14 protein-coding genes and 2 pseudogenes are annotated in these 12,036 nt (G+C 46.4%); 4 read left to right on the plus strand and 12 right to left on the minus strand.

Features of this window, described 5'->3' with window-relative positions; genetic code table 11:
* Nucleotides 1-173 precede the first annotated feature (173 nt).
* Together AR383_RS11850 and ftnA are read right to left on the minus strand one after the other, a co-directional pair.
* Nucleotides 174-1,202, minus strand: a complete 1,029-nt coding sequence (locus tag AR383_RS11850; RefSeq protein ID WP_055733331.1) for a LacI family DNA-binding transcriptional regulator — start codon at nt 1,200-1,202, stop codon at nt 174-176.
* A gap of 264 nt (nt 1,203-1,466) precedes the next feature.
* Nucleotides 1,467-1,985, minus strand: a complete 519-nt coding sequence (gene ftnA / locus AR383_RS11855; protein WP_055733332.1) for a non-heme ferritin — start codon at nt 1,983-1,985, stop codon at nt 1,467-1,469.
* Between the two features lie 172 nt (nt 1,986-2,157).
* Here ftnA and AR383_RS11860 point away from each other — a divergent pair, with 172 nt between their 5' ends.
* Complete coding sequence (locus AR383_RS11860; protein WP_055733333.1) at nt 2,158-2,631, plus strand: LabA-like NYN domain-containing protein; 474 nt, start codon at nt 2,158-2,160, stop codon at nt 2,629-2,631.
* Between the two features lie 105 nt (nt 2,632-2,736).
* Entirely contained in the window at nt 2,737-4,125 is a 1,389-nt protein-coding gene (dbpA, locus tag AR383_RS11865) for an ATP-dependent RNA helicase DbpA (RefSeq protein WP_055733334.1), read from the plus strand.
* 18 nt (nt 4,126-4,143) lie between these two features.
* Here the strand turns inward: dbpA and AR383_RS11870 are convergent, their stop codons facing one another.
* From AR383_RS11870 to AR383_RS11885, 5 genes and pseudogenes are all read right to left on the minus strand, one after another.
* Nucleotides 4,144-5,190 carry a Solitary outer membrane autotransporter beta-barrel domain gene (locus tag AR383_RS11870; RefSeq protein ID WP_055733335.1) on the minus strand — a complete coding sequence of 349 codons (1,047 nt, stop codon included), beginning with the start codon at nt 5,188-5,190 and terminating at the stop codon, nt 4,144-4,146.
* Nucleotides 5,191-5,381: 191 nt separating this feature from the next.
* On the minus strand, nt 5,382-5,543 hold the full coding sequence (locus AR383_RS22085) for an EamA family transporter (protein ID WP_232304732.1): 162 nt from the start codon (nt 5,541-5,543) through the stop codon (nt 5,382-5,384).
* A gap of 47 nt (nt 5,544-5,590) precedes the next feature.
* The gene (locus tag AR383_RS11875; RefSeq protein WP_232304733.1) at nt 5,591-6,241 is read right to left on the minus strand and encodes an EamA family transporter; all 651 of its coding nucleotides are present in this window, start codon (nt 6,239-6,241) and stop codon (nt 5,591-5,593) included.
* Nucleotides 6,234-6,589, minus strand: a pseudogene (locus AR383_RS11880) (VOC family protein). Before AR383_RS11880 ends, AR383_RS11875 begins: the two are co-directional and overlap by 8 nt.
* A gap of 27 nt (nt 6,590-6,616) precedes the next feature.
* Nucleotides 6,617-7,408 carry a PhzF family phenazine biosynthesis protein gene (locus AR383_RS11885; RefSeq protein WP_055733336.1) on the minus strand — a complete coding sequence of 264 codons (792 nt, stop codon included), beginning with the start codon at nt 7,406-7,408 and terminating at the stop codon, nt 6,617-6,619.
* 305 nt (nt 7,409-7,713) lie between these two features.
* Between AR383_RS11885 and AR383_RS11890 the strand changes: the two genes are divergently transcribed.
* Complete coding sequence (locus AR383_RS11890) at nt 7,714-7,914, plus strand: cold-shock protein (RefSeq protein ID WP_016399963.1); 201 nt, start codon at nt 7,714-7,716, stop codon at nt 7,912-7,914.
* A gap of 102 nt (nt 7,915-8,016) precedes the next feature.
* On the opposite strand, the gene AR383_RS11895 is transcribed toward AR383_RS11890, so the two are convergent.
* The 3 genes from AR383_RS11895 to AR383_RS11905 are packed head-to-tail and all read right to left on the minus strand — an operon-like array spanning nt 8,017 to nt 9,534.
* Nucleotides 8,017-8,709: an aspartate/glutamate racemase family protein gene (locus AR383_RS11895; RefSeq protein WP_055733337.1), complete on the minus strand. Its 693-nt coding sequence runs from the start codon at nt 8,707-8,709 to the stop codon at nt 8,017-8,019.
* A gap of 17 nt (nt 8,710-8,726) precedes the next feature.
* Entirely contained in the window at nt 8,727-8,981 is a 255-nt protein-coding gene (locus AR383_RS11900; RefSeq protein ID WP_055733338.1) for a DUF2164 domain-containing protein, read from the minus strand.
* On the minus strand, nt 8,974-9,534 hold the full coding sequence (locus AR383_RS11905; RefSeq protein WP_055733339.1) for a GNAT family N-acetyltransferase: 561 nt from the start codon (nt 9,532-9,534) through the stop codon (nt 8,974-8,976). The genes AR383_RS11900 and AR383_RS11905 overlap by 8 nt, the downstream gene beginning before the upstream one ends.
* Before the next feature lie 239 nt (nt 9,535-9,773).
* On the opposite strand from AR383_RS11905, the gene AR383_RS11910 reads away from it, so the two are divergent.
* Complete coding sequence (locus AR383_RS11910; protein WP_055733340.1) at nt 9,774-10,268, plus strand: hypothetical protein; 495 nt, start codon at nt 9,774-9,776, stop codon at nt 10,266-10,268.
* A 5-nt stretch (nt 10,269-10,273) separates the two neighbouring features.
* Here the strand turns inward: AR383_RS11910 and AR383_RS11915 are convergent, their stop codons facing one another.
* Nucleotides 10,274-10,780, minus strand: a complete 507-nt coding sequence (locus tag AR383_RS11915) for a GNAT family N-acetyltransferase (RefSeq protein WP_055733341.1) — start codon at nt 10,778-10,780, stop codon at nt 10,274-10,276.
* A gap of 81 nt (nt 10,781-10,861) precedes the next feature.
* A pseudogene (locus AR383_RS11920) lies at nt 10,862-11,851 on the minus strand (glycine betaine ABC transporter substrate-binding protein).
* Nucleotides 11,852-12,036: the final 185 nt, after the last annotated feature.

The raw sequence follows: 12,036 nt of genomic DNA on the forward strand, positions 1-12,036 counted from the left end.
GCTAATACAATCACGCACAACGGCTAAATCTACAGCCAAAGTGATCAGGCTCACGCTTTGTTAGGGAGAAATGTTGAGGATTTGATCAAAGTAAAAAATAATTAGGAAATATTTTCCTTGAAAGCGCTATCAATTTTGCTAAAAAAGGAAATATTTAGGGTTAAGCCTATAGCTTATTTGGCTAACTCTGCCTGGCTAAAACTGTCTCGCCAAATGAATTGATAGCCCAACATCACATCTTTTTTATACTCTCGGCCCGCTGCCAACTCGAGAAACAGATCCACCGCAGCCTCGCCCATTTCCTTTGGGTACAAGCGCATACTGCTTAAGCTAGGATTTAAATGCTCAGAAGTGGGAATGTCATTCATGCCCACTACTTTTATGTCGTCGGGAATACGCAGATTGTTTTCCTGTATGGCACGGTACACACCAATTGCCACAATGTCGGTAGAAGCGAACACCACGTCGGGGATTTCTGCTTGCTGCAGCATTTCAGTCATCGCCACATAACCCGACTCGATACAGAAATTTCGACTCACCTTACACAGCGCTTCTCGATACACTCCGTGAGCCTGGGTCATGCGCCTAAATACATGTAAACGGGTTTCGCTATTACCGATGAAAGCGGGTCGAGCCGCACCACTTTTTAAAATGTAACTCACAACTTCTTCCGCCGCTGCCTCACGGTTGAACTGTACCGAATCACAGAGTTTTTGCAGTGGATTTGAGTCTATAAAAATGAGGTTTTTATTCATCGAATAGAGAGTATGAGCCTCTTGTTCTGAAAAATGTCCCACACAAATCACCGCCTGACTTTCGCTTAATAAATGGCGATTGGCAGTCAACTGACTCTTAAAAGTATTACGCAAGGCCACATTGTGCTTGTGGCAATAATTTTCGATGCCGATCCGAATAGAGGTATAAAAAGGGTCACCTAACTCTTCACTAGGAGTTAAAAAATGCACCACAGCCAAGCTCAATTGAGGGTCGGCTAAAAAGGCCGAATTACCCGCAGAGGGTTGGACGGGTGCTTTGGCCTGTTTACGCTGTCGAGGTGATTGGTAATGTAAGCGTTCCGCGGTGCTAATAATCAGCGCTCGTGTTGCTGAACTAACCGACATCGAACTGTCGTGACTTAGTACTCGAGAAACCGTAGAAGGAGCCACACCCGCTTGCTGGGCAATATCTTTAATTGTCGCCAAAACTTTCCCAAATAGTTTCCTAAATTTTTCCTCATTCTATACCGACAAAAACACTAAAACATGCAGTAAAAACAGAATAATTAGTGACCCACCTCGCTAAATGAGAACTTTGTTAGTCTGTAACGGGATCATTGAGGTATCGAAATGACGGCTCTACAGGTATTAAGCAACATAACGACAACCATGCACTCCCGCCGCACAATACAACAACCATAAAAGGGGCATAACCATGGCCACTCTCAATATGGCCATGGTTGAGCGGGCTTAGGCTTGGCTCGCTAACTTCACTCCAGAGCGGGCCAATTCAGCGAGGTCTTTATCAATGAAGAACAGTAACTTATTGTCATTTTCCACCAGAGAAATTTTATCTAAGATGCCTTTAAATAACTTCTCTTCTTCATGTTGCTCAGCCACATACCATTGTAAGAAGTTAAAGGTAGAGTAATCCTGAGAACTGAACGCTGTATGGGCCAGCTGATTGATTTTCTGAGTGATTAACTGCTCGTGCTGATAGATTTCATCGAACATAGTTAACAAAGAATCGAACTCGTGCGGTGGCGCATCAATGGCGCCTAAAATAGGCAATGCACCGGTTTCGCTAACGTAGTTAAATAACTTGGTCATGTGCTGCATCTCTTCCTCTGCATGACCGCGCAAAAACGCCGCTGCGCCTTCAAAGCCCTGATCATCACACCAAGCACTCATTTGTAAATAAAGATTAGACGAGTAAAACTCCAGATTGATTTGATTATTTAGGCAATCAACCATTTCCTTTGCCAGCATTTTTGCTCCTTAATGAATAGTTTGCCTAATCAATGCCAGAGCCACTTTTAAAAATCAAATTTAACAGACAACAACTTATCCAAGCTCAATAAAGGCAGTGCTTCCGCTAAGCGATAGCGCCCAGCCATGGCATACTAATAAACCAGCGCCCCCAATTAAATGAGCCTAAACCGTGAAGAAAATCGCCGTATTTGCCGATGTACAAAACATCTATTACACCTGTCGCGAAGCTTACGGCAGACAATTCAACTACCGCAAGTTATGGCAGCAACTACAAAGCCAAGGGGAGATTGTCACCGCCTATGCCTACGCGATTGACCGCGGCGACCAACAACAACAGAAGTTTCAAGACGCTCTCAAACACATCGGTTTTGAAGTCAAACTGAAACCCTTTATTCAACGCAGCGATGGTTCGGCAAAAGGCGATTGGGATGTGGGCATTACCATCGATGTGCTAGAAGCGGCTCCGGATGCCGATATTATCGTGCTGCTGTCGGGAGACGGCGACTTTGCCATCTTGCTCGACAAACTGATTCACAGCTACCATTGTGAAGCTTGGGCCTATGGAGTGCCTAGCCTCACCGCTCATGCCTTAATCAATGCGGCCAGCCGATTTCAGGCCATCGAACAGGATTTACTACAATAAAGCTGTTATTTTTTACCCAATTGTTGACGTTTTCAGCTATCATCGCGCCCCCCTAAGAAATTGCAGGGGCTTAACCCTATATTTTCCCTCGACGAGGACGCCATTGTGAGCCAAACCGATTTCTCTAGTCTTGCCCTACACCCTGACTTACTCAACAATTTAGCCAGCTTGGGCTATAACACAATGACGCCCATTCAAGCGCAGAGCCTACCGCCAATATTGGCCGGTAAAGACGTGATAGCTCAGGGAAAAACCGGCTCCGGCAAAACCGCCGCCTTTGGCTTGGGCCTGCTCAATGCCTTAGAAGTGAAACGCTTTCGCATTCAAAGTTTGGTATTGTGCCCCACTCGTGAGTTGGCCGACCAAGTGGCTAAAGAAATTCGCAAACTGGCTCGCGGTATTCACAACATTAAGGTATTAACCCTGTGTGGTGGCATGCCCTTCGGCCCACAAATCGGCTCTTTAGAGCACGGCGCTCACATTGTTGTGGGTACACCGGGGCGACTCGAAGAGCACCTTCGCAAGGGTACCCTGCGTTTAGATGACCTTAAAAACCTGATCTTAGATGAAGCCGATCGAATGCTAGAAATGGGCTTTCAGTCAGCCATTGACGCAATCATTGAGGCCGCGCCAGCGCAGCGTCAAACTCTGTTATTTAGCGCCACTTTTCCCGAGCAGATTGAAGCCATTGCTACCAACATCCTGCGCCAGCCGATTCGAGTCGAAGTGGCTAGCAGCCACGATCACGCGTCAATTGCTCAGCATTTTTACAAAATAGACGAGCCGCAGCAGCGCCTACTGGCATTACGTTTATTACTGCTGCAACATCGTCCCAAATCCAGTGTGGTATTTTGTAATACCAAGCGGGAAACCCAAGAGCTGGCCGACGAGCTACGCTTGCTAGGCTTTAGCGCGCTGGCACTACACGGCGATTTAGAGCAGCGTGAGCGTGACCAAACCTTAGTGCAATTTGCCAATGGCAGCGCCAGTGTCTTGGTCGCCACCGACGTGGCGGCGCGGGGTTTAGACATCGACTCACTCGATGCGGTATTTAACTACCAACTAGCTCATGATAGCGAAGTACACGTGCATCGCATCGGCCGCACTGGACGCGCCGGTAGCAAAGGCATGGCCTGCTCATTCTTTAGCGATAATGAACACTACAAAGTGGCGCTATTAGAAGACTACCTAGAACGCCCCATCGAAGATGAAGACTTACCGCCAATGAGTTTGCTAAATCAACAGCCTGCAGAACCGCTAATGGCGACTTTGCAGATTGATGGCGGCAAGAAACAAAAAGTGCGGGCCGGTGATATTTTGGGCGCACTGACCGGAGAAAACGGCATTGCCGGTGCGCAGGTAGGAAAAATCAACCTGTTTGATAACCGCGCCTATGTGGCGGTGGAGCGTTCAGTACTAAAACGCGCTCGCAAAAAACTAGAGCACGGTAAAATGAAAGGCCGCTCATTTAGAATACGCCACTTACCCTGTTAAGCACTCGGTGCTTGGGGCTTAATAAGTATTGTAATTAAGCACCAAGCTGCCACCTTTTATGGCGCTGCCATAGTTAAAAATCAAGCCTATGTTGAGGTTGTCTAGCCAGCCCTTGCCATAGGCCCCGGTGCCCATCAGCAAGTCAAAACCCAATTCGTAATAATGCGGCGTCTCTAAGGCTTGTCGAGTATGGCCGGTTAAATCAACCCGCGACCAACTAAGCTGTCCCGCCAAAGAAACATCCCAAAGCCGCCCTAAGGGATGGGAATACGCCGCGGTATTACGCCAATAGCTTCCTTGAATAGTAAATTGATGAGCGCTAACAGCAGAGCCAAAGCTTTCACCATAGAGCTGGCTCAGCCGCGAGCGATAACGAAACTTATGGCGACTCCAACGCTTTTGATACTCCAGTGCAACCTTGGGCTCTAGCATCCAAGCATTCAGTGAAAAATTACTTAAAATGCCATCAAACAAAGGCTGAAATTGCTGACTAATCGAGTTGTTATAACTATAACGTTGCTCTATCCGCCTGACACTACCTCCCAACTCGGCGCTTAAACGCCAATTGGACCACAGCTCCTTATGCACGCCACCCGCCAAATATAAAGAATAAAACCGCACTCGCTCTTGGTCGCGCCGCGCATCTATTTCCTCAAACAAGCTAATTTCGTGATAGCGCTGAGTAAAGCCCAAATGGCCAGTAAAATAAGACTCCCAGCTAGCGCCATGCCACGGCAAAAACTCAGCAAAAGGCAAAGTAAACGCTTTGATCTGGTTTTTGCGTTTTCTCGAATCTTCATCTCCTAAGTCCTCATCGTCGATGGGGATAAACTTTCTAGGGTTGAAGTTGGCAACGCCAAGGGTTAGCGTTTCGCGGTCATGCAGTACCGCATCGGCGGCAAAGCTACCGGCTAAGTTACGTTGTACAAAGGGTAAAATTTCTTGCTGCATGTGTCCTGCAACAAGACGCGCGCAGGCTGGAAACGACCACGCCAAGCCGAAAATGGCCAGCAAACTCCTCGTTAAAACACCGCGCCCCAGCACTCGAAAATGAGCCCGCGCCATCTGCTTCCTCTACATCAAACTATTACGACAAACCAAAACAATACAAACAGAACGCAGATGATAACACTTTATTAGAGATATTTATTAGATATAAAATCCAAGAAAAAACCAATAAATAGAAATATAGTTCGACAGAGGCAGAAAAAAGGTTAAGCATAAAGCGCATCATAAGCGATGCGACTCATTGTGACTTAACGGCGCTGCCGACTAAAAATCGTCAGCAATATGCCACCCAGCACTAAACCGGCAGAGAATAAAAATCGCCAACCTAAAGCTTCATCCAATAGCCACCAGCCGCCAACCGCGGCAAGAATGGGCACGAGTAATTGCAACACCGCGGCTTGGCTCGCCAACAAAGATGCTAAAGCGACATACCAAAGCCAATAGCCTAAACCGGAAGCTAAGGCCCCGAGGCTACCGCCAGAAGCACACCCTGCATGCTAAATTGCCCATCTTTGACTAACCAGGGCAGTAATAACAATAGAAAAGGCAGACTCAAGCAAAAATTAATATAAGTATCCCGACTGGGATTGCTAGAAGTTCGGCCAACTAGGCTGTAGATTCCCCAAGCAATGCCCGCCACCAACATTAATAAAAAACCCTGAATCGACAGCGAGACCTGCTCGCTGGGGGCCAACAGCAATATCAAGCCACTAAAAGCACAGCCCACACCAAGCACTTCCGCCAGTTTGAGCGGTGCTCCTTGCAGCCAAGAAATCAACAACATACTCAACTGCACCGCGCCAAATAAAATTAAAGCGCCAATACCGGTATCTAAATACAAGTAGGCAAATGAGAAGCAGCTGGCATACACAAACAACATCAGAGCAGAGCCCAAATTAGCCCGCTGGAAACGCGGCAGCGCCCCTTGCGAAAAGCCCAGTAATAAGCCCAGCATAACCGCGCCAGACAATAAGCGAACCCCGGTAAAACTCGCGGCATCAATTTGTTGCTCACCAAGAGCGAAACGGCACAACAGTGAGTTGGCAGCAAACGCTAACAAGGCAATAACAGTGCTCACTAGGGTTTTTAGACGGTTACTCTCAAACATGTTCAGACCAAACTGCAAATTCGTTTCCGCTGGGTTCGCAAAAGTGAAAACGGCGGCCGCCGGGAAAATGAAAAATAGCTTTACTAATAGCGCCTCCAGCAGCCACTATCTTGGCTTGGGTTTGCTCTAAATCATCACTGTAAAACATTAATAAGGCAGCTCCTTGACGACTATCAGAATGCAATGGCGCTTGATAAAAGCCACCGGCTAAATTGGCTTCTGTAAAGGCGCTGTAAGCCTCACCAAAATCTTCAAACTGCCAGGCGAAGACCTCAGAAAAAATCCTTTAGTCGCGTTCAAATCACGGCTGGGATATTCCACATAATTGAGTTTTTCGTGTTGTTTCATGACTTACTCCTTGCGCTCATTGGGGCATTACAACAGTAACTGTCCTTCGAGATAAGTTTTGGCATATCCAGCAATACAGACTCGCTCATCTTGCACTTGGCAATGCAATACGCCACCACGGCTTGAGGCTTGATAAGCAAGCAGCGTGGTTTTAGCGAGGCGCTTACTCCAATAAGGGGCCAAGCCGGTATGAATGGAACCTGTAACCGGATCTTCATCGCCGCCATTGGCCGGCCAGAAATAACGCGACACAAAGTCATATTCAATACCCGGCGCGGTGACCACTACATCATAAGGCGCTAAGCTTTTCAGTAAGCTTAAATCCACCTCTAGCTGTTCCACCTGTGCTTGCTGCGAGTAAATAGCAAAATAAGCTTGTTGATTACGGCGTACTTCTGTGGGGGCAATCGATAAGCCATCCAGCAGCGCTGCTGGAGTTTCAAAATCTAAAACCGGAGGATAGCTGGGAAAGTCCATGGTAATCAGCCCTTGCTCACCACGCTGCACGCTTAACTCTCCTACTTGTAAGGTGGAAAAACCAATCGTAGATAACTCGGGATGTTGCTCAAATAACACATGGGCCGCCGCCAAGGTGGCATGGCCACAAAAATCAATTTCGCATAAGGGCGAAAACCACCGAATCATGTACTCATCGGGTTCTAGCCTTACCACGAAGGCGGTTTCAGACAAATTATTCTCTTTAGCAATATTTTGCATCAATTCGTCTTCTAACCAAGCGTCCAGCAATAACACCGCCGCAGGATTACCTTTAAACAAATCCTGAGTAAAGCTGTCTACCTGATGAATTTTTAAGTTCATAATAATCCTTAGTATTTAAACGAATCATTGATTAGTTTTTTATAAAAAAATAATACGCACGATTTTTCTAAGCTTCTCACAGACTTAAGTAGTTTACGAAAGATCACACATAGCGCTTTACATTACCCCAATATAAGTTACACTTCGCTGGCTGGTAAAGGTTACAGCGGATATTTATGCCCCATACAAATACGTCGATTTTTAGCAATTTCCACCTGTTTGTTCGTAAGTAATTTCTGCATCTTTCGGCACCCTAATTTATCTATTTTCGGATAAATTTTATTTATTATTTTTGGAGATTACTCATGGCTACAGGTCGCGTAAAATGGTTCGACGAGCAAAAAGGTTTTGGTTTCATCGAGCGCCCAGACGGTAAAGATGTATTCGTACACTTCCGTGCAATTCAAAGCGAAGGTTACAAAACTTTAGCTGAAGGCCAAGAAGTTACTTTTGAAGTAGAAGAAGGTCCAAAAGGTCCTCAAGCTGCTAACGTAAAAGTTGCCTAAGCTGCTTATTAAGGCATGAGTATCTAACTTATCAACGATGAGTTCGACACTCGCTTTAAGCGATAAAACGGTCCCCATGGACCGTTTTTTATTGCCTAAAATTTAAGCCCGCAGCGATTCCGCAACGGCGGCCTGCACATGAATCACCGTAGTATCGTATAAAGGCAAGTCACTATCGGCCTGCTTTAGCAACAAACCAATTTCGGTACATCCTAAAATAATCGCCTCAGCTCCCAACTGTTTTAGCTGGTTGATTTGCGCCACATAATATTGGCGAGACCTATCTTTGATCTGTCCTTGGCAAAGCTCTTCATAAATGATGCGATGTATTCCCTCACGCCCTTGGCTATCGGGAATCAGCACGTCTAAACCTTGCAGCTGCAAACGTTGCTTATAAAAATCCTGCTCCATAGTGAAACGGGTACCGAGTAAACCGACCTTGTGGATCCCATCGGCCAACAAGGCTTGGGCCGTAGCATCACCAATGTGTAATAGAGGGATATCTATAACCTGTTCTACCTCTGCGGCCACTTTATGCATGGTATTGGTAGCAATGAGCAAGAAATCGGCGCCAGAGGCTTGAACCGAGCCAGCGGCCTGCTGCATGAGCTTCGCTAACGCGGACCAATCACCTTGATGTTGTAAGCGCTCAATTTCAGCAAAATCGACACTCACCAAGTTCACTTTTGCCGAATGCAAACCGCCTTTCTCGCGCTTTATCGCTTGGTTTAGCTGTTGGTAGTAACTCAAGGTGGACTCCCAACTCATACCGCCAATCATTCCAATTGTTTTCATTTAAGCCCTCGTTGCACTTAACGCCATTTCACCGGCTTTTTTTCAATTTCATACAAATCATCAGCAATGTTATCGACACGGCTTTGCACCACTGCCTGCGCATCTTTTAGCCCTTGATTGTAATAAAATGCACCTATTTCTTCGGCGAAGAAATCCAGCAAGAACTCAGCATCAAACTGGCCCACTTCAAGTTCTAATTGCTGTTCACAATAGTCTTGTATCTTCTCTACTAGGGCAGCCTTTTGCTCTGGTTCAAAAGTGATTTCAGCCATTTTCCAGCTCCTTCTGTTGGCGGCTAATGAAATCGTTCAATTGCTGCTCGGTTTTAATATGGCGCTGCCAATACGCTACGCTAATCCAACGTCCAAACTTGTAACCGACTTTTTCCAACTCAGCCACTTTATGAAAACCTAAGCTTTGATGTAAGCCTTCACTCGCCTCATTAGGCAAGGAGATTCCAGCCAATATAGTCGCTATGGGGTAGTCGTCTGCTTGCTTCAACAACTGCTGATAAAGCTGCTTGCCTAAACCTTTCGAGCGCACATGAGCCGCCAAATAAATCGAACTTTCAGCGCTAAAGCGATAGGCACTGCGCGGCTTCCAAGCGCTGAGGTAAGCATAAGCCACCACTTCCCCTTCTTGTTGGTAAACCAACCACGGAAAACGCGCACTAAGCTCTGCGATGCGCTGGGCCATAGTGGCCTCGCTCACCGGCTGTTCCTCAAAACTAGCGCTACTGCTTACCACGTAATGATTATAGATCCGACAGATAGCGGCACTGTCTTTGACTTGTACCGCCCTTATGATTTGTCTTTGCCCGTCCATGTTGATGCCAATTATTTGTATAAAGCAATATCACACCATATTCAGGCTAAATAAAAAAGCATCCGATAAACCCATGAGGTTAATATAAAAAAACGAAATTATTAATTTGTCATATGTCTGTATTAAACTACTGAGAAGCTTGAGCCAGTATCTTGGTTTGGGTATATTGGCCAACAAAAAAACGTTAAAAGAGGCTAGTAAGTAATTTAACAATATAAGTTGTATCTCAAGGAAAGTTTGTGAAAATTCTAGCAGTCGCGCTTAGTGTCATCTCATTCCCACTATTCGCATATAACAGCTACTATGTAGCTAACCAGCCCACCGAGTATATTGGTACTAACGCACAAATTAACTATCGTTACCATCATACGACTAGCGGCAACATCCCATCAGGCATCAAAGGCTTGGTTGGTATTCTTGATCATTACGCGATGTTGCAAATGATTTGCACTAATGAAGGCAAGGTGGGTATAAAACACAACTTGCTGAATAGTCATGTGCAACAAGTGTATGTGGATAATCAGCCCTTACTGAGCACCTTGGGTAACAGCCAAGTACTAGAGGCCTCGAACCAACAAGTCGAGCAATTACAAAACGGTAAATACCTGCACTTTAGTGAACCACCAGTAACCTTGGGTAATATAACGTTAAGCCGAAAAACCATCTCATTACAGGGCTTTGCTGAAACCTATCAACGCATGCAAACCCTATGTAGTGATAGCACCGGTATTTAAAACTTTCAGCTAGTTGACGACCTTGAGCGGCGAGTAAAACGCTTGAGCATCCACACATCACAGCCGCTATGTTCGCTGGCGGCAAACGGTGTAGTTAGGTGTTGAAAACCCAAGTCTTGATACAAGCCAATGGCTTGCTTCATGGTGCTAAGCGTATCTAGGTAACATTGCTGATAACCCAACGCTTGAGCCTGCTTTAAGCAATGCTCTGCCAAGGCGCGCCCATAACCTTGACCGCGCGCTTGCGGGCTGACAAACAGTTTACGTAATTCACAGGTAGCCGTTGCTGCATCAAACTCAGCAATTCCAGCACAGCCCCACACTTGCTGCTGCGCCTCTAGTACATAATAAGCACTATTGGCTGCTTGATAGTGTTGGCTCATTGCCGCGACTTCAGGATCGGATGGGCCAAAACCTTCACCAATGGCGCTAAATTCACGCCCTCCCTGTTCGATGATCTGCTGCACTCGGACATCATCTCTAGCTTCGATGGGACGAATAATAAAACTCAAAGTCACTCCTGGTTTGTTAGTTAATTCGACATCTTATTTTGCCACTCATTCACAAGTACTTGGTTTAACGCAGCTTTAAAGTTAGTTAGGCAAGACTTGCTTAATTTTGATGGCCGCGGCTTCACTCACCCAAGCCTGCCATATCGTTGGGTACTCCTGCAGAAAATAGTACATGCTGGTTTGAGCATCGGCTTGCTGTTGTTCCATCCACGCTAGCAGCTGGTTCATTTGTTGATTACTAAAGGCACGTTTGCTGATGTAGTCGTAAGCTGCCGGGGCTGAAATAGCAAAGCGTTCAGTGGTAACACTGTGGACAGTCGCAGCTGGATACATGGTTACCTTGGGCTGAAGACAATCTTGCTGAGTCGTACAATGAGTAAACTCTTCAGGGTCGACGCCGCTGGCAAAATCCACCTTCACCATCGGATACTTGCCAAGTACCGCGGTGGGGGCCCAGTAATAACCCAACCAGCCTTGTTGCTGCTGATAAGCCTAAGCGATGGAGGCCGACAAGCTATAACCTGAGCTGGTTGTAATCCACTCAAAACCGGCTTGTTCTAGTTGCAAAGCATCAAATAAATGTTTTGCTGAAATATAACAATTCCAGCCCTTGGGGCAGCCATGAAAGCCCGATGCTCCCTCCTTATGGGGGTGAGGGAATAGTTCAGCGTGCTGCTTCACCCCTTCAATGGTAGCCAGTTCAGGATATTGCTCAAGCAAGTACTGGGGAAGCCAAAAGCCTTCTTCCCCACCATCTAACAAAGCGTGTCCCGCTACTCGCAAGCGTTTATCTGCCACTCCCTCGTCTAATAGCGTTTTCACGCTGTGGGTCCATAATTCTGGGGCAATATCTGGGGTATCGCTGTCCAGCATGGATTGTAAAGTAGGCATGGTGGCACCAGGCACCAGCTCAGTATCACAGCCGTAACCATGTTCAAGAATGAACTGATCTAAATGGGCGATGATGCTAGCCGAACTCCAATTCATATCGGCAATGGAGACCTTACCGCAGCTCGATTCGGCTTGCGCGCCAAGGCTTAATAAGAACCAAACAGCATGTCTAAATTTCATATCCCCATCCTAGTGGCATGCTTAGTTGATGCTAAGGCCCTAGTGAGAACAAATTCATCCGTTTGGCCTTACGGCCCTTAGTATTGAATAGCAGTGATGAAAAACCAAGCAACTTGCCCCGAAAAGCTGACAAAAAAACCAATTTAGTCGGGGAAATAAGAGGCATTATCCAGCTAAGCCACTAG

This window comes from Agarivorans gilvus (assembly GCF_001420915.1).
Lineage (GTDB): Bacteria > Pseudomonadota > Gammaproteobacteria > Enterobacterales > Celerinatantimonadaceae > Agarivorans > Agarivorans gilvus.